Annotated in this window: 22 protein-coding genes; 11 read left to right on the top strand and 11 right to left on the bottom strand. The window is 69.0% G+C overall.

Going from position 1 to position 24824, the window contains the following annotated elements; genetic code table 11:
• Position 1 precedes the first annotated feature (1 nt).
• Positions 2-1474, top strand: coding sequence for a serine hydrolase domain-containing protein (locus ACZ6ZD_RS30735; RefSeq protein ID WP_465677405.1), 1473 nt, complete (start codon positions 2-4; stop codon positions 1472-1474).
• A 24-nt stretch (positions 1475-1498) separates the two neighbouring features.
• On the opposite strand, the gene ACZ6ZD_RS30730 is transcribed toward ACZ6ZD_RS30735, so the two are convergent.
• The gene (locus tag ACZ6ZD_RS30730) at positions 1499-3907 is read right to left on the bottom strand and encodes a tetratricopeptide repeat protein (RefSeq protein ID WP_465677404.1); all 2409 of its coding nucleotides are present in this window, start codon (positions 3905-3907) and stop codon (positions 1499-1501) included.
• A 168-nt stretch (positions 3908-4075) separates the two neighbouring features.
• Here ACZ6ZD_RS30730 and ACZ6ZD_RS30725 point away from each other — a divergent pair, with 168 nt between their 5' ends.
• Both ACZ6ZD_RS30725 and ACZ6ZD_RS30720 read left to right on the top strand, forming a co-directional pair.
• Entirely contained in the window at positions 4076-5038 is a 963-nt protein-coding gene (locus tag ACZ6ZD_RS30725; RefSeq protein ID WP_465677403.1) for a family 43 glycosylhydrolase, read from the top strand.
• 73 nt (positions 5039-5111) lie between these two features.
• Entirely contained in the window at positions 5112-5801 is a 690-nt protein-coding gene (locus tag ACZ6ZD_RS30720; protein ID WP_465677402.1) for an alpha/beta fold hydrolase, read from the top strand.
• Positions 5802-5949: 148 nt separating this feature from the next.
• Here the strand turns inward: ACZ6ZD_RS30720 and ACZ6ZD_RS30715 are convergent, their stop codons facing one another.
• The 4 genes from ACZ6ZD_RS30715 to ACZ6ZD_RS30700 form a co-directional block, all read right to left on the bottom strand.
• Positions 5950-8283, bottom strand: coding sequence for a hypothetical protein (locus tag ACZ6ZD_RS30715; protein ID WP_465677401.1), 2334 nt, complete (start codon positions 8281-8283; stop codon positions 5950-5952).
• Between the two features lie 101 nt (positions 8284-8384).
• A complete protein-coding gene (locus ACZ6ZD_RS30710; RefSeq protein WP_465677400.1) occupies positions 8385-9827 on the bottom strand; it encodes a glycerophosphodiester phosphodiesterase in 1443 nt (480 codons plus the stop codon).
• Between the two features lie 91 nt (positions 9828-9918).
• Positions 9919-10569 carry an alpha/beta hydrolase gene (locus ACZ6ZD_RS30705; protein WP_465677490.1) on the bottom strand — a complete coding sequence of 217 codons (651 nt, stop codon included), beginning with the start codon at positions 10567-10569 and terminating at the stop codon, positions 9919-9921.
• Between the two features lie 39 nt (positions 10570-10608).
• On the bottom strand, positions 10609-10923 hold the full coding sequence (locus ACZ6ZD_RS30700; RefSeq protein WP_465677399.1) for a hypothetical protein: 315 nt from the start codon (positions 10921-10923) through the stop codon (positions 10609-10611).
• Positions 10924-11094: 171 nt separating this feature from the next.
• Between ACZ6ZD_RS30700 and ACZ6ZD_RS30695 the strand changes: the two genes are divergently transcribed.
• Both ACZ6ZD_RS30695 and ACZ6ZD_RS30690 read left to right on the top strand, forming a co-directional pair.
• Positions 11095-11415: a hypothetical protein gene (locus ACZ6ZD_RS30695; protein ID WP_465677398.1), complete on the top strand. Its 321-nt coding sequence runs from the start codon at positions 11095-11097 to the stop codon at positions 11413-11415.
• 113 nt (positions 11416-11528) lie between these two features.
• Positions 11529-11861: a hypothetical protein gene (locus ACZ6ZD_RS30690; protein ID WP_465677397.1), complete on the top strand. Its 333-nt coding sequence runs from the start codon at positions 11529-11531 to the stop codon at positions 11859-11861.
• Here ACZ6ZD_RS30690 and ACZ6ZD_RS30685 read toward each other — a convergent pair.
• The 3 genes from ACZ6ZD_RS30685 to ACZ6ZD_RS30675 all read right to left on the bottom strand — a co-directional run bounded on the left by ACZ6ZD_RS30685 (position 11858) and on the right by ACZ6ZD_RS30675 (position 14393).
• Positions 11858-12355: a phosphatase domain-containing protein gene (locus tag ACZ6ZD_RS30685; protein ID WP_465677396.1), complete on the bottom strand. Its 498-nt coding sequence runs from the start codon at positions 12353-12355 to the stop codon at positions 11858-11860. The two genes, ACZ6ZD_RS30690 and ACZ6ZD_RS30685, sit on opposite strands and share 4 nt — an antisense overlap.
• Positions 12348-12893, bottom strand: coding sequence for a GNAT family N-acetyltransferase (locus ACZ6ZD_RS30680; protein WP_465677395.1), 546 nt, complete (start codon positions 12891-12893; stop codon positions 12348-12350). Before ACZ6ZD_RS30680 ends, ACZ6ZD_RS30685 begins: the two co-directional genes overlap by 8 nt.
• A gap of 201 nt (positions 12894-13094) precedes the next feature.
• Positions 13095-14393 carry a hypothetical protein gene (locus tag ACZ6ZD_RS30675; RefSeq protein ID WP_465677394.1) on the bottom strand — a complete coding sequence of 433 codons (1299 nt, stop codon included), beginning with the start codon at positions 14391-14393 and terminating at the stop codon, positions 13095-13097.
• Positions 14394-14641: 248 nt separating this feature from the next.
• Between ACZ6ZD_RS30675 and ACZ6ZD_RS30670 the strand changes: the two genes are divergently transcribed.
• Both ACZ6ZD_RS30670 and ACZ6ZD_RS30665 read left to right on the top strand, forming a co-directional pair.
• Entirely contained in the window at positions 14642-15769 is a 1128-nt protein-coding gene (locus ACZ6ZD_RS30670) for a metallophosphoesterase family protein (RefSeq protein WP_465677393.1), read from the top strand.
• Positions 15766-18516 (top strand): ATP-binding protein, encoded by a 2751-nt coding sequence (locus ACZ6ZD_RS30665; protein ID WP_465677392.1) that lies wholly within the window; start codon positions 15766-15768, stop codon positions 18514-18516. Before ACZ6ZD_RS30670 ends, ACZ6ZD_RS30665 begins: the two co-directional genes overlap by 4 nt.
• Here ACZ6ZD_RS30665 and fdhD read toward each other — a convergent pair.
• Both fdhD and ACZ6ZD_RS30655 read right to left on the bottom strand, forming a co-directional pair.
• Positions 18500-19333 carry a formate dehydrogenase accessory sulfurtransferase FdhD gene (gene fdhD, locus ACZ6ZD_RS30660; RefSeq protein ID WP_465677391.1) on the bottom strand — a complete coding sequence of 278 codons (834 nt, stop codon included), beginning with the start codon at positions 19331-19333 and terminating at the stop codon, positions 18500-18502. The two genes, ACZ6ZD_RS30665 and fdhD, sit on opposite strands and share 17 nt — an antisense overlap.
• A gap of 9 nt (positions 19334-19342) precedes the next feature.
• A complete protein-coding gene (locus ACZ6ZD_RS30655; RefSeq protein ID WP_465677390.1) occupies positions 19343-20386 on the bottom strand; it encodes a phosphotransferase family protein in 1044 nt (347 codons plus the stop codon).
• 56 nt (positions 20387-20442) lie between these two features.
• Here ACZ6ZD_RS30655 and ACZ6ZD_RS30650 point away from each other — a divergent pair, with 56 nt between their 5' ends.
• The gene (locus ACZ6ZD_RS30650; RefSeq protein WP_465677389.1) at positions 20443-21048 is read left to right on the top strand and encodes a trimeric intracellular cation channel family protein; all 606 of its coding nucleotides are present in this window, start codon (positions 20443-20445) and stop codon (positions 21046-21048) included.
• On the opposite strand, the gene ACZ6ZD_RS30645 is transcribed toward ACZ6ZD_RS30650, so the two are convergent.
• On the bottom strand, positions 21045-22244 hold the full coding sequence (locus ACZ6ZD_RS30645) for an MFS transporter (RefSeq protein WP_465677388.1): 1200 nt from the start codon (positions 22242-22244) through the stop codon (positions 21045-21047). The genes ACZ6ZD_RS30650 and ACZ6ZD_RS30645 overlap by 4 nt on opposite strands.
• A 95-nt stretch (positions 22245-22339) precedes the next feature.
• On the opposite strand from ACZ6ZD_RS30645, the gene ACZ6ZD_RS30640 reads away from it, so the two are divergent.
• From ACZ6ZD_RS30640 to ACZ6ZD_RS30630, 3 genes are all read left to right on the top strand, one after another.
• A complete protein-coding gene (locus ACZ6ZD_RS30640) occupies positions 22340-23422 on the top strand; it encodes a ferrochelatase (RefSeq protein ID WP_465677387.1) in 1083 nt (360 codons plus the stop codon).
• The gene (locus ACZ6ZD_RS30635) at positions 23419-24213 is read left to right on the top strand and encodes an inositol monophosphatase family protein (protein WP_465677386.1); all 795 of its coding nucleotides are present in this window, start codon (positions 23419-23421) and stop codon (positions 24211-24213) included. Before ACZ6ZD_RS30640 ends, ACZ6ZD_RS30635 begins: the two co-directional genes overlap by 4 nt.
• A 285-nt stretch (positions 24214-24498) precedes the next feature.
• Complete coding sequence (locus tag ACZ6ZD_RS30630) at positions 24499-24798, top strand: DUF4193 domain-containing protein (RefSeq protein ID WP_130379292.1); 300 nt, start codon at positions 24499-24501, stop codon at positions 24796-24798.
• The last annotated feature ends 26 nt before the right edge of the window (positions 24799-24824 follow it).

The raw sequence follows: 24824 nt of genomic DNA, 5'->3' as shown, positions 1-24824 counted from the left end.
GATGAGCTTCCCCTGGCGTCGCGCCGTGCTGGGCGCGCTGCTGATCGGGGTCTTCCAGACCGTCCTCGCCGCACCTCCGGTGGTTGCCGTTGGCAACGGACCTGAGATGGCGGCACTGGACAGGTTCGTCCGGGAGCGGAGTGAATCGCTCGACGTGCCAGGCGCCGCGTACGCCGTGATCGGGCCGAAGGGCGTCCAGCACAAAGGTGTTTTCGGGGCGGACGGCGACGGCCGGGCGGTGAGCGCGCAGACGCCGTTCCTGTGGGGGTCGGTGTCGAAGCCGATCACCGCGACGCTGGTGACGTTGCTGGCCCGCGACAACGTTCTGAGCCTCGAGACCACGGTGGCGAAGCTGGTCCCGTCGTTCACCACGGCCGATCGGGAGGCGGCGGGCCGGATCACGGTCCGCCAGTTGCTCGACCACACCAGCGGACTTCCCGAGGGACTCGAACTCACCGACCGGTACGACGCGGATCGCAGTGTCAGCTCGCTGCTTCCGCAGATCGCCGGCCTCGAGCCGGTCGCGGCGCCGGGTAGCAAACACCACTACTCGAGCCTGAACTACATCGTGCTGGGGGCAGTTGTGGAGGCGGTGACCGGCCGCCCGTTCGCTCAGGTGCTGGCTGAGCGTCTCCTCAAGCCGGCCGGGGTGAGCGGTCCGCTTGCGGACGCCGCGCAGACCGAGCAGGCGCTGCCGAGCGGACATCGTTTCGTGTTCGGAGGTACCCGCGCTTTCGAGACACACGTCGATCCGGCAACGGTTCCGGCCGGTTACCTGGTCGGCTCGGTGGACGACCTCGCGGCGTACGCGCGGACGCAACTGACGGGTGGGCCGGTGCTCGACGACAAGCAGCGCGACCTACTGCACACCGCTCAGGTCGCCGTGGGCGAAGGCAGCGGATACGCGCTGGGGTGGCGTACGTCGAAGGTGCCGGGCACTGACGAGCCAATGGTCTGGCACGGCGGCGCCGCCCCCGGGTACCAAGCTGCGATCGTCCTGCTTCCCCAGCGCGGCCAGGCCGTCGTCGTCCTTCAGAACGCTTACGGGCCGTTCCACGACACCTCGTTGATGGATACCGCGTTCGGCGTCGCAGCGCTGCTGGCAGGCAGTCAGCCCGAGACCAACGGCACCGACCCGATCTACCTCGCCCTCCTTGCCGTCCTCGGTCTCCTCTCGCTGGTGCTGCTCACCCTCACGATCGTCACGGTGATCCGGCTGCGGAGAGCGCCGAAAGCTCGCACAGCCAGGCGTCGCGTCATTGGACTCGCGCTCAGCCTTCTCGCCCTCGGCGTGCTCGCGTTCACGCTCGCCAGCGTCCTGCCCGGTCTGGCCGGCGTCACTCTCGCTCAGCTCGGCCTCTGGGCACCGGACCTGTCCTGGCTGGTGCAGGCTGCTCTCGTCCTCTGCGCGGCGCTTGCCGTGACACGCGTCCTGGCCGCCCTTCGGTCGCCCACGAAGGTTCCCGAAGGATGACCGCTCGACGCTCTCCGCCCGGATTCAGAGGGCGGTGAGGGTTTTGCGGCTGCGGGTCAGCTCGTGGGGGCCGCTCAGTTCTTCGCCGTCGGCCAGGACTGATTCGAGCAGGGCGCGCGCGTCGTCGTACTGGTCGAGTGCGATGAGGGAGTCGGCGAGATCGTTGCGGACGCGGGCGGCCGAGTAGTACTGCTCGTATTTCTCGACCAGTTGGAGTGCCTCAGTCTGGAGTGCGACCGCTGTGGCGGGGGAGCCGGCGGCGTACTGGATTCGGCCGAGCATCGTTAGGACGTCGGGTTCGACGGCTCGGAATCCGGTGTCGCGGGAGAGTTTGAGCGCTGTTTCGGCGCAGGTGGTGGCTTGCGCCAGGGTGCCGCGGGCCTCGTGACCTAGCGCCAGACTGAAGAGGGCGTAGATGTGGTCGAAGCCGCCGTGCTCCTGTTGCTCGGCGGCGGTGAGGCACTGCTCGAACTCGGTCATGGCCTCGTCGGTTCTCCCCAGGCCGAGCAGGCATTGGCCCAGCTGGGCGCGGGTGCGGATGAGGTTGGGGGAGCGGTCCTGGGCGGTCATGATCGTCAGGGCTTCGCGGTAGCACTCCAACGCTTCGAGGCCGTTGCCTTGCCGGTCCTTCAGGTTGGCGACGTTGGACAGGCTGTTGGCCATACCGGCGAGATCGCCGTCCCGGCGTCTCAACTCCACGGCGCGTTCGAAGTGCTTGCCGGCGTCCAGATACCGGCCGCGGCGCCAGTAGACGTTGCCCAGACCGTTGTGGGCTCGGCCGAGTGTCTGTCCGTCTGGTGCGGATGCGATGGCATGGCTGAAGAGGATCTCGGCGGCTGTCCCGTTGGCGGTGACGTTCAGGTAGTAGGTCAGGGACGTGGAGAGCAGTGACGTGAGGTCTCCTCTCCCCAGGTCGTTCGCGCTGGTAGCGGCGGCGATCAGGTTCGCCAGTTCGGCTTGGAGCCAGGCGGCGGCTGGGTCGCGACCGGAGGCGGTTGGCAGTTCGACGATGACGTCCCGCTCCAAGGTCACGACAGGCATCTGGTGTGGGGCGAACTCCAGCGCGACCTGGTTCGCCGCCTTGGCGTAGTACGTCACCAGCCTGGTCAAGGCCTCGCGGCGGCTGCTGGCGCGGTCCTCGTCCCGACCACGCGCGGCAGCGAACACGGAGACCAAGTCGTGCAACGCGTACCGCCCAGGCAGTCTGGTACTCACCAGACTGGCCTTCGCCAGCTCGTCCAGGCCCGCGTGTACGACGGACTGCGGTGCAGCCGCCAGCGCGGCAGCCGCATAGCTGTCGAACTCGTGCCCCGGGTGCAGGGCGAGCGCTCGGAGCAGCTGCTGGTTCTCGAGGGTTTGCGCGCCGTACGACGCGGCCAGCGCCAGATCGACTCGGTCGTCCAGATGTAGTCGCGCACGGTGCTCAGCCAGCCGTTCTACGTGATCGGTCAGCGTCCAGGTCGGTGAGTCTTGGATCCGTGCAGCCAGCACAGCCAGGGCCAGCGGAAGATGGCCGGCCAGGTCGGCGATCTGCCGGGCGCCAGGTGGGTCTACCGAGATGTCCACAGCCTGGCTCAGCAGGCGCAGCGACTCGTCCGGTTCGAAGGCCGGTACGTCGACGAGAGCGCCGTCCGGGCCCGGGTCGAGGCGGTTCCGGCTCGTCACCACGGTCACGCAGCCCGGAACGAGCAGCGGGCTGAGCTGGTCCGTCGTCCCCACGTTGTCGAGCAGCACCAGCAGGTCGCGCCCTGCCGCGAGCTGCCGGAACCGACGGATCCGGCCAGCCAGGCCGAGGCGGGAAACCTCGACGCCCGAAACGCCTCGGGCACACAGGAAGCCTTCCAGTACCGCGGCCGGATCGGCAGGCGGTTGATCCGGGCTGAAGCCGCGCAGATCGGCCGTGAGCAGTCCTTGGGTGCCGAGGCCCGCAGCAAGGAACCGGTGGACGAGTGAGCGGGCCAACCAGGTCTTCCCGCTGCCGCCCATCCCCGCCAGCACGAAAGTGGTGGCGCCGGCTCGCTGCGCGGTCAGAACCTTGCCGACCAGCCCGGTCCGTTCGACGTACGTCCGTTCAGGCGGCGGTACGGCGTCCGCCACGACGACCAGACCGGCCTGGTCGGCTCGGTCGGCCAGCAGCCGCAGCGCCTGCCGCCACGCGGTCACCTGACTTCTGTCGTCCAGCAGCGCAGCGGCGATATCTGCGACCAGAGCGGCGTCCAGGCGTGTTCGGCCGCGCTGAAAGCATCGGTAGACGGTGTCGTAGGCCGGCAGCTCCGGCACTCCACGGAGGCGGCGCGATTTCGCGATCCGACGCTGCAGATCGCGGTACGAAAGTCCGCTCCAAACGCGCAGCGCGCGCAGCCGGTCGACCAGCTCATCCGTGGACCGCACCCCGGCCGGGCCGGGTGGTTCGCCCCTCCCCGTCTGTCCCACGACGCAATCAAAGCACGAAGCCGAGAAGGTGATCGGGTTTGACCGGGAACCCCGCCGTCGCCGTCCGGCGAGTGATCTGCTCGCCAGGCGGGTCACTGCATCGCCGTACCCGCACGCGCCGACGACCTCGCCGGCGGGTCTCACCGTCACCACCCCCTGGGGGACTGCATGAGAAGAACGTTCGTCGCCAGATCCGCCGCCTGTGCGGCGCTGGCCCTCGGCCTGACCGCGACGCCGGCGCTGACCAGCACTGCGAACGCGGCACCGGGAGACGCGGTACGGGTGTCCAGCAACGCCGCCGACCCGGACATCCTGCACGCTGCGGGCAGGTACTACATCTACTCGACCGGTGGCGGTTACCCGGTGCGTTCGTCGGCATCGCCGACCGGCCCGTACTCGGCTACCAACAAGACGATGACGACCATGCCGGCCTGGGTGATCGACGACGCCGCCCAGCAGAACCCGTGGGCGCCGCACGTCTTCCAGACGACGAAGGACGGCGCGCCGCTCTACGTCATGTACTTCACCGCCAAGCGCGGCGGCGGTTGGAACGCGAACTGCGTCGGGACGGCGGTCTCTCGGCAGCCCGATCGTGGATTCGTCGCCACCGGCGGACCGGTGTGTGAGGCGCGGGGCCAGGAGGCGATCGACGCCACCGACTTCAAGGACGGCTCCGGCCAGCGCTGGCTCGTGTACAAGACCCACACGAGCGGCAACTACCGCATCCGCGCCGTCAAGGTCGACGCGGCCGGCCTCAATCCGGGCGCTGATCGCCGGACCGTGGTCACCAATGACGGCGAGATGGAAGCACCCAGCTTCGTCTTCCACGGTGGCACCTTGTGGATGTTCGCCTCCACCGCCGCGCCCGGCAAGCACTACGACGACTGCAGCTACGCCACGACCGTGTGGAAGGCGCCGTCCTTCGCCAGTACGTTCGTCCGCGGGCGCACCGTCATCTCACAGGATCTCCACGGCCTGTGCGGACCCGGCGGCGCCAGCATCATCAACGATGGCGGCGTCTATCGAATCAGCTTCCACTCCTGGCCGAACCCCAGCAACAGAACCGGGCCCCGCACGGGCTGGGTCGGCGAGATCCGCTGGACCGCCGACAACGTCCCCTTCCTGCGCTGAGCGCTGAGCGCTGCACCGGCCCCGGACTCGCGTCGCGGCGCGGGGCCGGAGCTGGTGTGTCAGCCTGGCTGCCATGAGTTCATTGGTGTTGCTGCACGGGCTCGGGGCCACAGGGCGGGTGTGGGACGGATGGGCGCATCCGCGGACGGCGCCAGACTTGCCGGGGCATGGGCGAGCGGAGCCGCTGGCGCAGTACACGTTCGAGTCGATGACGACCGGGGTGGCCGAGAGGCTGCCGGTACGGCGGGGTCTGGTCGTCGTCGGACACTCGTTGGGCGGGGTGCTCGCGCTCGAGCTGGCCAGCGGGCGGTACGGCGTCCAGGTCGACCGCGTGATCGCCCTCGGGGTGAAGGTGTCCTGGACGGACGACGACCTCGGCAGGGCGGCTGCGTTGGCGCAGAAGCCGGTCACGTGGTTCGAGAACCGGCAGGAAGCGGCCGCGTGGTATCTGAAGGTGTCTGGGTTACATGGGCTGCTGGATCCGGCGGACGAGTCCGTCGACCAGGGCTTGCTGGAGGTCGACGGGCGCTGGCGGCTCGCGATGGATCCGGCCACCTTCGGTGTCGGTGCGCCGAACATGGCCGAACTGATCGCGGCGGCTCAGGCGGACGTCGTCCTGGCACGCGGCGAGCTCGACCCGATGAACACCGACGCCGAGCTGGCCGCGCTGCACGATCACGTCGTCACACTGCCCGGCCTCGGCCACAGCGCCCACGTACAGAACCCGCCCGCCGTCCTCCACCTCCACACCGGCACCGGCTAGAGCTCCGGGAGGAGGAGATCCGCTCTGAGAACGAAGTCCAGCTGATGATCCTCGCCGATACGGACGATGTACTGCGCTGAGTGGCTGCTGGGACCGGGCCGGATGATCAAGGTGATCTCCGTGCGGGGGATCAGGATCGGTGGAACGCCTACCGCGGCGAAGGCTGGGTGAGGCTCCCAGCGGAGCGTTTCGCCGTACCAGCTGAGGTGACCGGCGGCCCGGTGGCGGCCTGGGGCGCATGGGCCGTCAGGTAGGCGGCTGCGAAGGTGCGTCGGCGGGGCTCCTCCAACCGGCCGGCGATCTGACGCCAGACCGACGAGACTGTCCAGTGGTAGGCGTCGGGCCCGAGGCGGGCGACTGCGGCAGCGGCCTCGGTCAAGCGATCGCGGGATGCTGCGATGCCGGCGATCTGACAGAGGGCTCGCTGACGACCGTACGCCTGGTCGATGGTTTCGGCGGCTGCTGTACCCGCCTCGAGATCCGCGATCGCTAGAGCGACGGCGGCGTCCGGTCCGGGGCCACCAGTCAGCCACAACAGGTCCAGGCCGGGTTTGAGATGGCCGTGCTCGATGGCGGCCAGCGCCGCCATTCTGAGTGCACGATCGCGGTGCTGCGGGGACAGCGACTGCGCGGCTTGGACGGCGCGGTCGATCGTACCCATCGCGGCCAGCGTGCGACAGACGTCGGTGACGATGTCTCGATGGTGGATGGCGGCCGACGAAGCGAACCTCCGCGCGGCCTGTTGCGTCGCTACAACGGACGCCAGGTCGAGAGCAGCCGTGAGGTGCCCGCTGACGGCCGCGGCTCTCACGAGCGCAGGTGATGGTCCGGCGATCGCCAGCGCCTCGTCGACACGCCCTTGAGCGGCGGCAGCACAGGCAACGTGTTTCAAGGTCGCATCGGCCGGAGCATTGAGCTGGCGATGTATCTGTGGGAGGTCCGGCCGGTCAACCCGTGGCACATGTCGGTCGAGCCTGCCCGCAACGGCCGCAAGCTCGGCGATGGCGAATTCCGGCACGATCTCTCGGTGATCAGCAGTCTCGGTGACGAGTGCTTCCGCTCGGTTGAGCAGGCCCGTGGCAGGCACTCGGCCGGAGCGGACGAGCGCTCGGCCGACCGCGACCAGCGTGTACAGCTGGTCGTGTCGTGGGATGTGTTCATTCAGAAGCGTCAAGGCGTCCGCCAGTTTGCCGCGGGCCGCCGTGGCCCCGAGTACCGCGGCCGCCTGCTGTCGTTGCGCTTGGTCCCGATCGAGCTGCGCCACCAGCGCGAGCGCCGTCCGCGGGTGCCCATGACGCGCGGCGGCGAGCGCCGCCTTCCCGAGCACGACGGCTCGGTCCCGGCTGTGCGTGGTTTCGACGGCCGCAAGAGCGTTCGCCAGCTCCCCATGCGCTGCCGCAGCACACGCGCCGGGGAGGACGTCGTACGCCGGAGCGGGGTTCTGCCAGCCGTACGGCGTACAGATCGCCGGGTCGGTGATCATCGCGAGCGCGGCGTCGCGTCGGCCATGACGCGCGACTGCCTCGGCGACACGCAGAGTGGTCGCGGTGTCCGGTTCCAGGCCGGTCAACAGCTCGAGTGCGGTCGACACCGACCCGCGGCGGGCTGTCGCGACGGCGACTTCTCTCCGCATGTCGAGGTCTTCGGCAAACCCAAGTGCGTGGTCGACGCTCGCGGCCCGCACGGCGAGATCCGCGAGGCATCGGCGTCGCTCCCAGTCGGGAAGGGCGACAGTCAACCGCTCGGCGCCCGGCAGCGCGAGTGCCGAGCTCGCCGCGGCCCGTCGCGTCAGATGCCGACGCCGACGGCCCGAGATCAGGCTGATCACCGCCACCGCCTGCTCGTAGTCGCCGTGCTTGCCAAGGGCAACGGCCAGCTCGGCCCGGGCCACATCGACCTTCTCGATATCCGCGGCGTTGCTCTCGTCCGTCGCCAACGGCACGGCCCGCGCCTCGTCGACGAGACCGGCCGCGAGCAACACCGAGACCCGTGCGGGAGCATCAGCAACCTGGTCGGCGAGCGACCGGGCCACAGCGGGATCAGCAGTCTGCCGGGCAGCCTCGACGCTGACTGCCGCTGTCGCGCGATCCCGCCGCACTCCCGGAAGCGCTTCAGCTACTACCCGAGCGGCGCGGATGTCGCCCTTCTTGGCGAACTCGATCGCGCAGACCTCAGCGAGATGCAGAGCCAGGCCGGTTTCCACGGCGGACATGATCGGCAGCGCGACATCGCTCTGCCCCGCGCCGATCGCGGCACGGACCACGGCAATAGCCGCGATGCCGCGAGGCACAGCATGTGCGATCGACACGGCCTGGGAGCCGGCCTCCTGCAGCAGCTTCAGCGTCCGGTCGGCGGAGTCGGAAACCGCGACCAGCGACAGCAGGATCCGCACGGCCACGACAGGATCCGGAATGCGCCCGACCAGCGCGTCCGCCGCATCGGTATCACCGGCCGCCGCCAACTGCGCAGGGGAACCCAACATGCGATCCACCCTGCCAGAAAGCACGCCCCTCTCCGGGCCATGGCCCGTACCTGCCAGTCAGCGGGGCGTCCACCTGATCTGGACAGTTCGGCTCATGACGGTCAGGTGTGGAGTTTGAGGGAGCGTAGGGCGAGGGTGCCGTCGGGGGTGGGGCGGCCCAGGTGGAGGTAGGGGCCTCGGGGGGAGGTGTGTTTGGCGTGCGCCGGGGTGGGGTGGTCGGAGCGCGACCAGGTGAGGTGGGTGGGGGTGACTTTGAGGCGGAAGCGCATCCACTGGTTTGGGAGTAGGGCGGGGGTGGGTTGGGTGGAGAGGACGGTGGGGGTGGGGTTGGCGGGGTGATGGTGGGAGAGGGTGAGGTCGCCGTTGGTGTGGAGGGAGGCGGTGTAGCCGGGGGTGTTGAGGGTTTGGTCGTAGTAGCGGTCGTCGGGGTGGGCGAAGGCCAGGGTGAGGGCGGTGGAGGGGGTGGGGAGGGTTGGGAAGGAGGCCTCGAATTCGAGGGTGTAGGTGGGGGCGGTGATGGGGGAGAGGTTGCCCAGGGTGAGGAAGTGGGGAGTGTCGGCGGCGGCTAGTTCGATGGTGCCGTTGGGGCGCCAGGTGGGGCCGTAGCGATCGTTGTAGGGGTCGCGGGTGAGTTCGCCCGGGCTGATTGCGCCTTGGGACCATCGGGTGGTCGTGGCGGGTTTGGTTCGGCGGTTGATGTAGCCGAAGTTGGACGTGACGGCGCCGGCCAGGCCGCGGGCGCGGAAGTACTCGACGTCGGCTCGGCGGTGCAGGGGGTAGGGCCAGACCGGGATGCCGCTGGACTTGGTGAGCTCGATCAGGTCGTCGGAGAGGTAGCCGGTCGGGCTCGAGTACGGGACGATGATGGCGTCTGTTGCCGGGGACAACAAACTCTTCAGGTTCGCGACGGCGTCCGGGGTGATCTCGGGCGGCGCGGTGAAGTAGGCGAAGATGCCGTAGCCCTGGGCTTTCCAGTCGGCGAACTGAGGGCTCAGGTAGTACGACTTGAGCATCACCGAGCGCTGCAGCTTGTACTTCGCGACCATCGCGAGCAGCGGCTCCCAGGCGGGTCCGTCCTTGGCCTCGACGCAGAGGATGACGCGGCCGCCGAAGCGCCTGAGGACGTCCTCGAAGAGCGGGACCTGGAGCTTGGCCCGCTGCCAGTACGGACCGAGCCGGGGGACGTCGACCCAGCCTTCGCGCAGTTGCGCGAGGGTGGTGTCGCGGAGGCGGCCGGTGAGGTTGGTGGTGCGGTCGAGGGTCTTGTCGTGCAGGCAGACCAGGACGCCGTCCGCCGTGATGCCGACGCTGATCTCCATCGCCTTCGCGCCGTGATCGACCGCGGCCTGGTACGACTCCATCGTGTGCTCGGGATAGACGTCCCCGACGCCGCGGTGCGCGATCAGGTAGCTGGAGCCGCGCTCGGCGACCCAGTCCGCGAGGGTGTAGGGCCCGGCCGCGGACGCCGTCCCGGGCCAGGCTCCGATCGCACCACCCAGCGCTCCCGCCAGAACCACTCGCCTGCTGAGCTCAGCCGCAGTCATCGCCGACATCCTTTCGCACACCGTGATGGACGTCGGGAAGCCTAGGCGAGCGTGGGGGTAGCGGACGGGCTATTCGGTGCAGGACGAATGGTCACTTCGAGCGGACGCCGAGGGCGGTGAGAAGCATCGGCAGCGAGGAGTGGAGCTCGCGTTGCCAGTAGGGCCAGGCGTGCGTGCCGGGGCCGTAGAAGTTGGTGGTGAGGCGTTTGGCACCGGCTTGGGTCAGTGCGGTCGCCAGAGCTTTGTTCTGGCGGTTGAAGTCGGCTTCGAGCGCGTCGGAGGCGGTGGGCGGGTCGAAGGGGCCGGGGGTGCCGTCGCCTGAGGAGAGGTAGAGGGGGAGCGACTTGAGGCGGTGCGCCAGGTAGTAGGGGTCGTGGGCTTGCCAGATGCGGCGTTGTGCAACCGGGTCACCCCAGACGCGGCGGGGGTCGTCGCCCTGGGCGCCGAAGAAGCCCATGATCCGGTTGATCGACTCGGTGTTGAGGAGTGGGTGCGCCGAGGCCGAGTACGCGGCGGCTGCGCGGAACATGCCGGGGTGGCGTGCGGCGTACAGGAGCGCGCCCTGGCCACCCATGGAGAGCCCGGCGACGACGCGGTTGCTGCTGGCGCCCCAGTCCTTCTCGAGGAGGCGGCGGAGCTCGACCGTGTGGAACGTCTCCCACGCCGGGTCACCGCCGGCACCGTGGTTCCACCAGTTGCTGTACCAGCCGTTCCAGCCGGCCTCAGGCATGACGACAAGCACCTTGCGCAAGCTGTCGACCTTGGCGATGTCAGTACCGGACTAGGCCGTGTAGTCCCCGCAGCACCCCGCCAACAACCAAAACGTCGGCCAATGCTGCCTACGGTCCGCCGGATCCCAGCCGTCCGGAGTCAACAGCCGAACCTTGACCACCCGATCCCCAAGCGCAGGAGACCGCACCGACAAATCCGTCAGCCGGTCGCCCACCTTGGTGACCTGGACGACCTCCGCACCCCTGTGCGCGGCCTGCACCGCCGGCACCACAGACGGCGCCGCCGTCGCCGGCACGACCGGTCCAAGCGCAAGCACCAAAGCCGCCACGACCGCCGTACGCCGGCCGATCCACGAACGTCTCATCGAGTTCACCTCTCGGGGCGGGGAGAGCGAATAAAACCAACGCCGGGTTTTTCTCCCCCAACCTAATCCCCCCACCCCCCACCAGCAACCGCCACCGGCCCGCCGGGGGAGAGACCCTGCTTTTGATACGATCGTGTTGATACGAGCGTGTGAAAAAGAGAGGAGATCTTGATGCGCAAGGTTCTTTCGGTCGTGGCGGCAGCTGGATTGGGTGCGGCCGGGGTGGTCGGGATGTCTGCTGCGACCGCGGCGGAGGCGTCGGCGGCGCCGATGCAGCCGAACTGCCCGGACAGTTACGTCGACGGGCGCGGCACGGTGTGGGTGGCCAAATGCCGGGCGCTGAGTCCGGGCATGAACTGGTACCAGGCGGTGACCAATTGCTCGAACGGGCAGGTGGCGTACGGCGAGTGGGTCCGGGTGGACGAATACTCCAGCGCCTACTGCTTGGGCGGCTCGGTCGTCGGCAGCCGTCTGATCCAAGAGTCGCGCTAAGGCCGAGGGTGCGTCACCCACCCGGGTGGCGCACCCATTGGGCGGGTAACCGGGTGGCCGGGCAAGCGGTGATGGGGCCAACTTGGCGGGCGGCTGGTGCGTCGAAGGGGAATGTGAGTCAGACGAAGGCGGTGGGACTGGGGTATCTGGCGCTGGCTGTGCTCGGTGGGCTGCTTGCGTATCCGGTGTTGTTCGTTGCGGCGCTGGGGGAGCCGGTGAGCGGGCGAGGGGTCCTGGGTGGGGCGCTCGCGGTGGTGCTGCTGGTTGGTGCCGTGGTGGTCAGTTGGGGTGTTCGGCGTCGGCTGCGGGGTGGACGTTGGACGGCGGTCGTGCACTACGGGGTGTCGGTCGTGGTGCTGGTGGGGGTGGGGGCGCTGATGTTTCACGCGAATGACCAGCTGCGGGACTGTCACGCGCTGGATGCGTGTGTGGTGAGTTTCGGTTAGGTGCGGCCTTCTTTTTCTTGGGCGTCGAAGAGGGTGGGCTGGGTTTCGGGGTCCAGGCCCCAGTCGGCTCGTAGGACGGTGTAGCCGGCTTTTTGGGCGGCGGTGCAGACTTTGGGGTCGTCGTCGACGAGGATGGCGACGGGTTTGACTTCGGTGAGGCGGGCCAGGCGGTCGAGTTTTACTTGGGCGCCGGGGCGGCGGTCGGTGTTGCGGCGCATGTAGAGGGTGCCGTCGGGGAAGCCGTTGCGGGCCAGCCAGTCGCGGGTGTCGCGGCGGAGGTGTTCGGGGCGGCCGGTGAGGTAGATGATCTCGTGGTCGGCGGCGAGGGTGGTGGCGACGGCGAGGCCTTCGTCGAGGACGGCGTCGTTCTTGGACTCGGCGAAGAAGGAGGCCCAGTCCTTGGGTTTGCGCTCCAGGTAGTGGACGCGGCGGCTGGTGTCGGAGAGCGTCGCGTCGATGTCGAGGACGGCGTACTGCGGGTGGTCGTCAGGCACGGTGACCAGCTTCCCAGGTGCGGCGGTCGAGGGCGTACTCGACCTCGCCGAACTCGGTGCCGGGGAGCGGGTCGTCGAAGTGTTCGTGCCACAGCCGGACGAAGCGCAGGCCGCTGCGGCGCATGACCTGGCGCGAGCGGTGGTTGACCGCCATGGTGTCGGCGACGACGCGGTCCATGCAGAGTGTCGTGAAGGCGTGGGCGATGAGGGCCCGGGCGCCTTCGACTGCGTAGCCCTTTCCCCAGGCGGCGCGGTTGAAGCGGTAGCCGAGGTCGACGGTCGCCGGGTCGGACGTCGGTTGCAGGCCGAACCAGCCGATGAAGGCGCCGCCGGATTTCTCCTCGGCGGCGAAGGTGCCGAGCCCGGGGTGGTCGGCGTACACCCGAAGGATCGCCGGCAGGACGACGTCCGCGATCTCCGCCCGCGGCGTCGGTTGACCAGTCAGGTAACGCATCACCTCGACATCCGAGTCCAGCGCGACCAGCAGGTCGACGTCCCCGGGGGTGAACTGCCGTAGCCGCAGCCGCTCGGTCTCCACAGCTGAAGGGTGCCACTCTGGTCGGCCAGTCGCCAGCGAGTTCTGGCATCCAGTATGAGTTGACATACCGTCGTCCCGGGAGGAGCGCAACGCGAACCGCGTGATCGACAGGCCAATTATGTCCCGAGTGGTCCCGTGAATGTACTCAAACTCTTCCGCTCAAGCGCATCAGTGGCAGGAGATGTCGTCGTCTTCGCGACGTCAGGTCTGCGGAATGTGATCCCAGAACGATGGAAAGAAGATACTCAAAGGGTTCTCGACTCCGGATTTCTCTTCAAGGGTCTTCCGAATCTGAGCAGAGATCTCGGCCTTAAGTGATTCCAATTGCGGAACCAATGTATAGATGTCGGTTGTGTCCACCATGATGGTTCGAAACTGGCCTACATCGAACGGGAGGCGGTCGGCCACGCGACTGATTTGGACGATGGGTTTCCGGACGGCGTGCCGAAGCGCGAGTTCGTAGAAAACGTTTGGATTGTGGAACGAGAGGTCGACGATGACAAGTTTGCTGTGGACGATGTACTCGATGATCTGTCCTGTGATCATTCCTGCTTCGCCGATTTGGTCGGCGCGGACCAAGCGGAGACCGAAGTCTGCGAGGGCTGGTTCGACCAGCGAGCCCATGAAGAGATCGGAGTGCCGGCGCTGTTCGCTGCTGTCGGCGCCGATCGGGGTGATGTAGAAGCAGGCCGTGTCGAATTCTTCGTGTGCGGATTGTAAGGGCTTGGATGTTGGGGTTAGATGCGCACTGGTGATGTGGTTGGAATCGGCCGGAATGAAGTCGTCGATGATCGCTTCTACGCTCAGTAGGCGTTCCGCGCCGCTCGTCGATCGAAGCACGCCGACGAACTTCGTGTTTACAGTAAACGTCTCGATGCACTCCGCGACGTCGTCGTCCGGGACGCCGAGTTCTTTTGCTTTATCTGCCAGAACCGCTGGTGCGGGCAGGCGGCTGTCAAGGTATGAGTCGTACAGCGAACTGAAGACCGGGATCCCGGCGATAGCAAGCTTGAAGCGAGATCTTGTCCGTGTAGGCAGCGGTACATCGTCTGCGACAGTCTGCAGTCCCTCCGGCGTCAACTGTAAGAACTCTGCTCTGTAACTGCCGGTAGTTAGTCCATATCTGGTGCTATTAGTGACCCATTGTCGCGATCGGCCGCTGTCCGGACTGTGCCCTAGTTGGTCGAATAAGGTTATTCGCCTGACCGGCTTGCCGGCGCCCACATTGTAAATCGCGGCGGCCAACTCGAGCGCATCCTCGAACGTAGATGCGGGAAACAGGACCGTACGCCGCTTCTTGTTCGGCTGCGCCGTCTTGCGTGTGGCGCCCTGCTTCTTTGGAACGGCCTGCTTGCGAACCCGCTTTCGCGACGAGGCTCGAGGTTCGTCAGGTTGAGCGGATCGCTCCTCTTTTCCTGGCCCGCCGCCGCCGCCGACTGGCTGAGGCTGGGCGGCCTCGTCCTCACCGTGGGCCGGTTGCTCTGAGATACCTGCCGACATCGCTTCCCCCGATCACTCGGGTACCGCCGAAACCATCGCGGGCCCCTGCCCGCACGGTGGCAGAACGCCCTTGACAGCGCAACCCCGAAGGCTCTCATGCGACGGGTTGTCGGATGCTCTGACGAGTCCGTGCGTCGACCCTCCCGGAACACTCGTTCTCTCCCGGCGTCCGGAGTGTGGTCGGTCGGGGTGTTCAGGTGTGTTGGGTTGGGTCATTTTCGGTGCTCCGGGTTAGCGTTCTCAGCGCAATGGACGACTCGATCACGTTTCTGCACAGCTCGGACTGGCAGCTGGGGATGATGCGCCGGTTCCTGGGGCCGGACGGTCAGGCCCGGTGGGGCCAGGGCCGGCTGGATGCTGTCGCGCGGATCGGCGAGGTTGCGGCCCAGTCGGGCGCCGCGTTCGTGGTCGTCACCGGGGATGTGTTCGAGCACAACCAGGTCGAGCGGCAGACGATTCTGCGCGCGTGTGAGGCGCTGAAGCGGATCCCGGTCCCGGTGGTGCTGCTGCCCGGAAACCACGACGCCCTCGAGCCCGGCTCGTTGTGGACGTCGAGCCAGTGGCAGGCGCACGCGCCCGAGCATGTGACCGTGGTGACCGACACGACGCCGTTCGAGATCGTTCCGGGCGTCGAGATCGTGGGCGCGCCCTGGCGGTCGCGGCGGCCGTTGTCGGACCCGGCCGCCCCCGGATACGCCGACCTCGAACCAGCTCCGCCCGGGACGACGCGGATCCTGCTCGTGCACGGTCAGCTGACCAGTCTGAGCGGTGGGATGTCCGACGTCCCGACGATCGACCAGGCGGCGCTGGAGGCCGCGGTGACCGACGGCCGCGTCCAGTACGTCGGTCTGGGCGACCGCCACTCGACGACCCGGGTCACGGACCGCATCTGGTTCTCCGGCACCCAAGAGGTGACCACTCCGGAGGAGAACGACCCGGGCAACGTTCTGAAGGTCACCATCGGCGCCGGCATCACCGTCGAGCCGGTGCGGGTCGGCGCGTGGCACATGGTCGATCACCGCGTCGAGCTGTACGACGAGGAGTCGCTGACCGCTCTCGAGGACTGGTTCGCCGAGCTGCCCGACAAGGAGCGGACGTACGTGCGGCTGGCCGGTGACGGCTCGCTGGCGCTGCCGTTGCTGAGCCGGCTGGATGCGCTGATCGACGCGCAGGGTGAGGTGTTCGCCAGTGTCGAGCGCTGGACGAAGTTCTGGACCGTGCGCCCCGCGCCGGACGCCGCCGACCTGGATGCGTTGCAGCTGAGCGGCCCGGCCCGCGCTGCGATGGAGGAGCTGCGGCAGGCGCTGGCTGGTGGCGACGAGGCCGCCGGCGCTGCGCTGTCGCTGATGCACCGATTGGCGCGGGACGCGGGATGAGGCTGCACGCGCTGACGCTGCGGAATTTCCGCGGCGTCATGGAACGTACCGTTCGCCTGCCGTCGATCGGCACGACCGTCGTGGTCGGCGACAACGAGGTCGGGAAGTCCAGTCTGGTCGAGGCGTTCGGGCTGATCTTCGACCTGCCCGACGACTCGAAGTCGACGCGGATCCGCGACATCCAGCCCGTCGGTCAGGACGTCGCGCCGGAGGTGACCGCCGAGCTGACGCTGGGCGGCCGCGAGCTCATCTACACCAAGCGCTGGCTGAAGAACCGCTCGACCGAGCTGACTGTCGTCGAGCCGGACGGACGCCGCACGGCGTGGACCGGCCGCGAGGCGCACAACGAGGCCGAGCGCCTCTTCCACGAGAACGTCGACCCGGTGCTCTGGCAGACGCTGATGGTCAGCCAGGGCCAGTCGCTCGTCCTGCCGACCCCAGCGGACGCCGAGCCGCTCATCACTGCTGTCACGGCGGAGTCCGGGACGCCGGTCGACGGCGCCTCGATGCCGCTGGTCAGCGCGGTCGAGCACGAGTACCTGCGCTACTGGACGCGCGGCGGCCGGGCGACCGGCGACTTCGCTCGCGCCGAGAAGACAGTGACCGCTGCCGAGCTGGCCGCGGCCCAGGCGTTGAAGGCGATGGAGGAGGTCCAGCAGGACATCCGCCGCGCCGAACGGCTCACTCTGGATCTGGCGGACGTCGACGTCCGGCTGAGCGACCATCTGACCGCTGTCGAAGAGGTGCGCGAGCGGAAGCAGGCGACCGACGAGATCCTGCTCCGGCGGGATTCGGTGCGGTCCCGGGCCGAGACCGCGCGCGCCCGCCTGGAGAACCACACCCGGACCCGCGTCGAGCGCGAGCGCCTGCTCGACGAAGCGGAGCGCTTCACCAAGACCGACGCCGAGCTGACCGAGCGGCGCGCCGATGCGGACGTCGTCGCCAAGGTGGCCGCCGAAACCGTCCAGGCGGCCGAGGCGGCGCTGGCTGAGGTGATCGAGCTCAAGGACCTGCGCCGAGCCGACGTACAGGACGCCGAGCGCCGCGTCAGTGAGCTGGTCGACCGGGCCGAGCTGGAGCGGCTGGTCGATCAGCAGACCGAGCTGGCCGACGTCCGGGCCCGGATCGCCGCGGCCGGCACGATCCTGGACCGCATCAAGGTCGACGACACCGCAGTCACCGCTCTGGAGGAGGCCCGGGCCGCAGTGGTCGAGGCGCGGGCTGCGCTGGCGGTTGGTGTGCCGGAGGTCGTCGTACGGCGGCTGGGCGCGGAGCCGGTCGAGCTGTCGGGTACTGGTGTCGACGGGCGGGTGCCGGCAGAGCTGGGGTTCGACGAGACGGCTGAGCTGCTGGTGTCCGGTGAGCTCGTTGTCGGCGTGCCTGGTCAGGTCGAGGTGGTTGTGCGGGCCGGGGGTGAGGCGGCGACGCTGCGGTCCCGGGTGGACGACGCCGTCCGGGTCGAGAAGGAGCTGTTGAAGAAGGCCGGGGTGAAGGACCTTGCGGCCGCGCGCGAGCTGCTGCGTAAGGCCGACACCGCGACGGCGGAGTTGCACGAGGCTCGGCGTACCGAGCGGACGCTGACGGCCGGCGGCGACCCGGGGGAGCGGATCGCGGTGCTGACCGCGCGGCTCGGGGACCCGGAGGAGACTGAGGAGTCGGGCGGGAAGCCGGCTGCGGTCGAAGGTGTGCCAGGGCAGATGTCGCTGTTCGAGGAGTTCGCCTCGCCGCTGGACACTCTGTTCGACGACTTCGAGGTGCCAGCGCCGGAGCCGGGTGATCTGTCCGGTGCGCAGCGGCTGCTCGATCAGGCGCGTACGGAGCTGGCTGGTGTCGAGCGGATGCTGACCGACGCCGAGTTCGCAGTGGCGCAAGCGCGGAAGGCCGCCGAGGAGGACCGGTCCGAAGCGCAGCAGGCGCGGGCTCGGGCCGAGCTGGCCGGTGAGCGGCTCGCTGCGGCACTGGAGGCGCTGGAAACCGCGCGGGCGGTGCTGGACGACGCTGCGGTGACGGCTGCCGAGTCGGAGGCGACTGCTGAGGTCGAAGCGGTGCTGGAGGAGCTGACCGGCGTACAGGCACAGGCGGACGCGGCCGGCGCCGATCAGGTCGCGGGTGAGCTGACTGACGCGTTGGCGGTTGCCACCAGGTTGCAGAGTGAGCGGGACGGCCTGCGGGACGCACTGCGGACGACAGAGGGTCGCCTGGAGCAGTCCGGTCGGGACGGGCTCGCGACGCGCCGGGATCTGGCTGAGCTGGAGCTGGCCGCCGTCCGGGCTGAGCACGAGCGGCTGCAGCGGCGGGCCGAGGCGGCGCGGCGCGTGTACGAGACGCTCGGGCGGCACCGGGCCGAGGCGCAGACGAAGTACTCCGAACCGCTGCAGAGCCGGATCGAGGCGCTGGGGCGCAGTGTCTACGGGCCGTCCTTCCAGGTCCGCCTGGACGACGACCTGGCCGTCGCCGAGCGCGAGCTGGACGGCGTCCGGCTGCCGGTGGAGGCGTTGTCGACCGGCGCCCAGGAGCAGCTGGCGATCATCACGCGGCTCGCGATCAGCCACCTGGTCAGCACCGGCGACGGGAGCGTGCCGGTGATCTTCGACGACGCGCTCGGCTGGTCGGACAAGGCCCGGCTGCGCGACATGGGCGCGCTGCTCGGCCGGGCCGGCGACCACGGGCAGATCATCATCCTGACCTGTATGCCGGACCGCTACGAGTACGTGCCGAAGGCAACCTTCATCAAGCTGGACGGATGATCCGCTCCGGCCGGCTGTAGACGACGCAGCGTTCGCCGCGGGCGAAGCCGGCCAGCGTGATGTCGAACCGGCGGGCCAGGTCGACCGCCAGACTGGACGGCGCGCCGACCGCGACGATCATGCCGATCCCGGCCGCGACCGCCTTCTGGATGATCTCGTAGCCGGCGCGGCCGCTGACGGCGAGGACGAGGCCCTGGCGGCTGTGCTGGTTGAGGACCGTCCAGCCGACGACCTTGTCGACCGCGTTGTGTCTGCCGACGTCCTCCTTCACGACGATCTTGCGGCCGTCGGCGGTGAACAGGCCGGCCGCGTGCAGTCCGCCGGTTTTACCGAAGGTGGGCTGGCCCTCGCGGAGGAGGTCGGGCAGGCGGCGTACGACGTCCACCGGGACCTCTACCGGGTCGACCGGGGCGTAGTCACGGTCGGCGAGCTCGTCGAGGCTCTGCTGGCCGCAGACGCCGCAGGCGGCCGATGTGACGCCGTACCGTTGCGGGGGCTCGCGGTCGGGCGGGCCGTCGAAGGTGACGGTGACGGTGTTGAACTGCTGCTCACGGGTGAGCTTCTGGTCGGTGCAGTAGGCGACCGTGCGGATCGCGCCGGGGCGGACCGCGAAACCCTCGCCGAGGCAGAACCCCGCGGCGAGCTCGAAGTCCGAGCCCGGCGTCCGCATCGTCACGACCAGCGGCTCAGGCGCGCGGCCGGGCCACTCCAGCCGCAGCTCGAGCGGCTCCTCGGTGACGACGACATCCTCGCGGCGCGACGTCCGCTCGCCGTCCAGCACCTCGACCTTGAACCTGCTCGTGGGCGCCTTTGTCATACCTCTACGTTAGGTCGTCCATCCACGTCGGGTGGCCAGCCAATCCAGGAACGTCCACGCTGCGAGCCGCTGGTGCTCGCGAAGCGCCGCCGTCGTGCCGGGTGGGGGAGGCGCGTCGGGGTTCTTCAGCATGTACGCCGCGACCACCGCCGCGAAGCAGTCGAGCTCGTCGGCCGGTACGTCGGCAGTCAGCGGACTCCGGCGTACGGCGGCCGCGGTGTCGATTCCGTGGTGGTGCGCCATCGGCAGGAGACCTACCCAGTCCATCCAGCGCGGACCGAGCGCCAGCCAGTTCCAGTCGACCGTCCAGCACGCTCCGGCGCGGTCGATCAGCAGATTGTCCGGTCTGAGGTCACCATGGCCCGCCGCCGTCCCAGCCAGCAGTTCCGTCGCTGGTGCCGCCAGCTCTGCGAGTTCCGGGAGGATGCTGGACACCCACGGCTGCAACCCCGTCGGCAGCTCCCGTTCCCTGCGCGCGATCTGGGCCGGTACCTCCAGCACATCACCCACATCACTCAAGAAGCTCGTCAGACCAGCTACCGGACTGTCCGCCAGCGCCTCAGCCATCACCTCACACCGCGCAGTCACCACCTCGAAGTCCGCAGCAGTCCAAGGAGCCCCCGGCATCCGCCCCTCCACGTACTCCGAAACAACCGCAAACCACTCCACCCCGCCTTCGGAGGAGGAGAGGGAAGCAGGTGGCGCCGTGGTGTCGGTGGGGGCGGCTGGTGCCGGCGCGTGTGCTCGGGCGGTGGTGATGAGGCGTGGGGCGTTGGCGGCGGTGGGGAGGTGGGGGACGACCTCGGCTTCGCGTTGGTAGGCGGTGTGGGCGTGGAGGTGGGCGGGGGCGGCTTTGATGAAGACGTGGCGGTGGTCGGCGAGGTGGGCGGGGGCTGCGAAGCCGCCGGTGAAGCCGGAGCGGACGGAGGGGGAGACGGTGGTGATTTCGGTGCCTAGGGCAAGGGTCAGGGCTTGGTGGAGGGTGGTGGGGAGGTCGGACCAGGCGGGGCGGGCGGAGGTGGCTCGGTAGTCGACGTGGGGTGGGCCGCTCATGTCCACGAAGGGTAGAGGTCCCGGGTGGGGGAGGGCTCGTGGTTTACCGTTCGGGGGTGGCTTTGCACGTGCTGGATCTGGTCGGGATCTTCGTGTTCGGGATCACCGGGGCGCTGGTCGGCGTGCGGAAGCAGCTGGACGTGTTCGGCATCCAGGTGCTGGCGCTGGTGACCGGGCTCGGCGGCGGGTTCATCCGGGACGTGCTGATCGGGGCGACGCCGCCGACCGCCCTGCAGGACTGGCGGTATCTGGTGGTGCCGGTGGCGGCGGGGCTGCTGACGTTCTTCCTGCATCCGGGGATCGAGCGGCTCGAGCGGCTGGTGAACATCTTCGACGCGGCCGGGCTCGGGCTGTTCTGCGTGACCGGCGCGCTGAAGGCGATCGACTACGGGTTGTCGCCGCTGTCGGCGGCGCTGCTCGGCACGATCTCCGGGATTGGCGGCGGCGTCATCCGCGACCTGCTCAGCGGCCGGGTGCCCGTCGTCCTGCGGCGCGAGATCTACGCCACTCCGGCGTTCCTAGGTGCAGGCATCGTCGTGGTCGCCTCAGCACTGGACTACCACGCGCTGTGGGTCTCGTACGCCGCCGTCGCCACCTGCTTCGTCATCCGGCTACTGGCCATCCGCCGGGGCTGGAACGCGCCGCTACCGCGCACTGCCTAGTTGTGCGCGAACATCGTCCGTGGTCGGGCGAACGCGGTCGCAGCGAGGGCTACGAACGCACAGGCGATGCCAACGCCCACAGGCACCCAGAACGCCTCTGAAGGCCCCCAGAGGTCGACTGCGTGACCGGCAGCGGCATTTCCGGGCGCTACGCCGAGGAGGATGCCGGTGACGGTCCAGGTGATCGCCTCGGTGAGGCGCTCGGGCGGAACCCACTCCTCGACGCAGGCGGTGACGGCGACCATCGTTGGCGCGATCGTCAGCCCGCAGCCGAAGAGGACGACACCGAGCAGTACGACGCTGTCGACGAAGGGGAGCGGCGCCAGCGTGATCGCGAGCAGGATGGTCCCGATCAGCAGGCGGCGTTCGACAGGAGCGCGCCAGTGCACCGACCCGTACCAGAGCCCGGCCAGCAGGCTGCCGAACGCCCAGATCGCCAGTACGACGCCCGACATACTCGCCTGGCCCTTGAGCGTCGTGTAGGCGACAGTGATGACTTCGGCGCCGCCCAGCGTCGCACCGAGCCCCAGACCGATGATGGACAGCAGCAGGATCGATGCCCACGGCATCGGCGCCTGCTCCTTGCCGTTCGCCTTGCCGCGGCCTGGCGGGTCGGAGGCGCGCAGCAGCGCCAGCCACAGCCCACCGGCCAGCCCGAGGACGCCGGCCACCGCGAGCCCGGCGTACGGGCTCACTGCGGTCGCCAGCACCGTGACGAGCACCGGGCCGACAATGAAGACCACCTCGTCGCCGACCGCCTCCAGCGCGAACGCCGTCTGCAGCGCTCGGCCACGACCGAGCAGGTGATTCCAGCGGGCCCGGACGAACGATCCGACCTGCGGGCGGGTGCCACCGGTCACGAAGGCGAGTACGTAGAGCGTCCAGGTCGGCGCGTCCGCGCGGACGGCGACCAGCAGCGCGGCCAGGCCGACCGTGCAGATCACCGACCCGGCGAGCAGCAGCGTCCGCTGCCCGAACCGGTCGACCAGCCGGCCCTGGATCGGCCCGGTCAGCGCACCGGCGATCACCGCGACGCCGGAGACCGCACCGGCCAGGCCGTACGAGCCGCTCTCGCGGGCGATCAGGATGACGACGCCGAGGCCGACCATGGAGATCGGCATCCGGCCGAGGATGCCGGCGCTGAAGAAGGCACCCGCGCCGGGCCGGCGCATCAGGTGCACGTAAGGCTTGAGCATGTCAGTTGCACCTTAACCGCTCGCGGACTAAGTCCTGACATCGCACTCCGTCACCCCGCGCACCGTCGTCACCACCCGGCTGACAAACTGGAAACATGCCAGTGGGTGTGCCTGATCCTTCGCCGTACGACGCCGTCCTGCTCCTGTCCTTCGGGGGACCCGAGAAGCCTGAGGACGTGCTGCCCTTCCTGCAGAACGTGACCCGCGGCCGCGGAATCCCGGACGAGCGGCTGAAGGAGGTCGGCGAGCACTACTACCTGTTCGGCGGCAAGAGCCCGATCAACGACCAGAACCGCGCCCTGCTGCAGGCGCTGCGGGAGTCGTTCGCCGACATCGGCCTCGACCTGCCCATCTACTGGGGCAACCGGAACTGGGCGCCGTACCTGACCGACACCCTGCGCCAGATGACCGCGGACGGCGTCCAGCGCGCAGTGGTGGTCGTCACAGCCGCCTACCCGTCGTACTCCGGTTGCCGCCAGTACCGGGAGAACCTGGAGGACGCCGCCGCGCAGATCCCCGGCGCGCCCAGACTGGACAAGCTGCGCCACTACGCGAACCACCCGGGCTTCGTCAGCTCCTTCGTCGAGGCGACCGCGGACGCGCTCAGCACGCTCCCCGAGGGCAGTGCGGTCGCCTACGTGACGCACTCCATTCCGGACGCGATGAACGACACCAGCGGCCCGGACGGCGCCGGCTACGTCAACTGGCATCTGGACGTCGCGGCCGAGATCGATGCAGAGCTGGAGCGCCGGACCGGGCAGACGCGCCGCTCCGACCTGGTCTACTGTTCCCGCTCGGGCCCACCGCAGATGCCTTGGCTGGAGCCGGATGTGAACGACCATCTGGAGGCGCTGGCCGCGGACGGCGCGCCGGGCGTCGCCGTCGTCCCGATCGGGTTCGTGAGCGACCACATGGAGGTCATCTACGACCTCGACACCGAGGCCGCCAAGACCGCCGAGAAGCTCGGCCTGCCGATGGCCCGCGCAGCCACGCCGGGCACGGACGCCACCTTCGTGACCATGCTGCGCGACCTGGTCGTCGAGCGGGCTGCCGCCGAGCGCGGCGAGCAGCCGGACCGGCCCTGCGTCGGCAAGCTCGGCCCGGCCTGGGACGACTGCCGCCACGACTGTTGCCCGGCCCTGCGCCGGCCCGCTGCCAAGACGAAGGTGTCCGCATGACGAACCCACAGGACCTCCTCAAGCTGGCTGTCGACGTCGCGGAGGAGGCGGCCCGGCTGATCGTGGAGCGCCGCCGCGGCACGATCACCGTCGCCGACACCAAGAGCACGGTCACCGACATCGTCACCGCGGTGGACCGCGAGTCCGAGGAGCTGATCCGCGCCCGCGTGCTGGCTGCCCGGCCGGACGACAGCTTCCTGGGGGAGGAGGGCGACGACGTGATCGGCACCAGCGGCGTGCGCTGGGTGGTCGACCCGATCGACGGCACCGTCAACTACCTCTACGACCACCCGACGTACGCCGTCTCGATCGCCGTGGAGGTCGACGGGACGACGGTGGCCGGCGTGGTCGTGGACGCGCCGAAGGGCGAGGTCTTCACCGCGACCCTGGGCGGCGGCGCCTACCTGGACGGGCAGCCGATCCGGGCGTCGGACTGCGCCGAGCTGTCCAAGGCCCTGGTCGGCACCGGCTTCGGGTACGACCCGGTCCGGCGCAAGGTCCAGGCCGAGGTCGTCCAGCACCTGATCGCCGAGATCCGCGACATCCGCCGGATCGGCGTCGGCGCGATCGACCTCTGCTACGTCGCCTGCGGCCGCCTGGACGCTGTCTACGAGCGCGGCCTGAACCCGTGGGACTACGGCGCCGGCGCGCTGATCGCGGCCGAGGCGGGCGCCGCGATCGGCGGGCTGCACGGTGCTCCGGTGTCGCCGGAGATGTCGATCGCGGCCGCGCCGGGCGTCTTCGCCGCGTTCCACGACCTGCTGGCCGCCGCGGACCCACTCCGGGCGTGAGTGCGCGTTACTGCACGAACTGAGCAGTAATGAGCATTTTGATGTTCACTCCTGACATTTCCGGCGACACGCGGGTCACAGCATGGACCGGATCGTGCATGAACGGCGTTTATAGGGCACAATCCCGTCCTCGGGAGCGGTAGTTGCCGCTCCCGGCCTGGCTGTCAAGGGTTTCGGGGGACGAAAGTTCGGCGCGCTGTCCGGGCGCGGAATTTCTCGGCCGTGTTACCCGTTCAAGGGCTCAGCAAGGCAACACCACGGGTACGAAGAGGGCAGGGAAACACCATGGCGACTGATTACGACGCCCCGCGCAAGACGGACGAGGACGCTTCCGAAGAGTCGATCGAGGAGCTGAAGACTCGCCGTCACGACAAGAACTCCGGCAAGGTCGACGAGGACGAGGCGGAGGCCGCGGAGAGCTTCGAGCTGCCCGGCGCCGACCTCAGCCACGAAGAGCTGGCGGTACGGGTGCTCCCGCGCCAGGCCGACGAGTTCACCTGTTCGAGCTGCTTCCTGGTTCACCACCGCAGTCAGCTCGCGGAGACGAAGAACGGGCAGTTGATCTGCCGCGACTGCGCAGCCTGACACACAGCCGCCCTACTTCGCCTTGA

Source organism: Kribbella sp. NPDC104218, from assembly GCF_055584105.1.
The sequence above is the reverse complement of the archived record's forward strand: the minus strand, read 5'-3'. Positions and strand labels throughout refer to the sequence as shown.

What these genes read in the sequence shown, in the direction of transcription:
- ACZ6ZD_RS30645 (WP_465677388.1), bottom strand. Translation starts at nt 22,244, where the DNA reads ATGCTCAAGCCTTACGTGCACCTGATGCGCCGGCCCGGCGCGGGTGCC.
- fdhD (WP_465677391.1), bottom strand. Translation starts at nt 19,333, where the DNA reads ATGACAAAGGCGCCCACGAGCAGGTTCAAGGTCGAGGTGCTGGACGGC.
- ACZ6ZD_RS30735 (WP_465677405.1), top strand. Translation starts at nt 2, where the DNA reads ATGAGCTTCCCCTGGCGTCGCGCCGTGCTGGGCGCGCTGCTGATCGGG.
- ACZ6ZD_RS30670 (WP_465677393.1), top strand. Translation starts at nt 14,642, where the DNA reads ATGGACGACTCGATCACGTTTCTGCACAGCTCGGACTGGCAGCTGGGG.
- ACZ6ZD_RS30630 (WP_130379292.1), top strand. Translation starts at nt 24,499, where the DNA reads ATGGCGACTGATTACGACGCCCCGCGCAAGACGGACGAGGACGCTTCC.
- ACZ6ZD_RS30635 (WP_465677386.1), top strand. Translation starts at nt 23,419, where the DNA reads ATGACGAACCCACAGGACCTCCTCAAGCTGGCTGTCGACGTCGCGGAG.
- ACZ6ZD_RS30695 (WP_465677398.1), top strand. Translation starts at nt 11,095, where the DNA reads ATGCGCAAGGTTCTTTCGGTCGTGGCGGCAGCTGGATTGGGTGCGGCC.
- ACZ6ZD_RS30675 (WP_465677394.1), bottom strand. Translation starts at nt 14,393, where the DNA reads ATGTCGGCAGGTATCTCAGAGCAACCGGCCCACGGTGAGGACGAGGCC.
- ACZ6ZD_RS30700 (WP_465677399.1), bottom strand. Translation starts at nt 10,923, where the DNA reads ATGAGACGTTCGTGGATCGGCCGGCGTACGGCGGTCGTGGCGGCTTTG.
- ACZ6ZD_RS30725 (WP_465677403.1), top strand. Translation starts at nt 4,076, where the DNA reads ATGAGAAGAACGTTCGTCGCCAGATCCGCCGCCTGTGCGGCGCTGGCC.
- ACZ6ZD_RS30655 (WP_465677390.1), bottom strand. Translation starts at nt 20,386, where the DNA reads ATGAGCGGCCCACCCCACGTCGACTACCGAGCCACCTCCGCCCGCCCC.
- ACZ6ZD_RS30715 (WP_465677401.1), bottom strand. Translation starts at nt 8,283, where the DNA reads ATGTTGGGTTCCCCTGCGCAGTTGGCGGCGGCCGGTGATACCGATGCG.
- ACZ6ZD_RS30640 (WP_465677387.1), top strand. Translation starts at nt 22,340, where the DNA reads ATGCCAGTGGGTGTGCCTGATCCTTCGCCGTACGACGCCGTCCTGCTC.
- ACZ6ZD_RS30665 (WP_465677392.1), top strand. Translation starts at nt 15,766, where the DNA reads ATGAGGCTGCACGCGCTGACGCTGCGGAATTTCCGCGGCGTCATGGAA.
- ACZ6ZD_RS30710 (WP_465677400.1), bottom strand. Translation starts at nt 9,827, where the DNA reads ATGACTGCGGCTGAGCTCAGCAGGCGAGTGGTTCTGGCGGGAGCGCTG.
- ACZ6ZD_RS30720 (WP_465677402.1), top strand. Translation starts at nt 5,112, where the DNA reads ATGAGTTCATTGGTGTTGCTGCACGGGCTCGGGGCCACAGGGCGGGTG.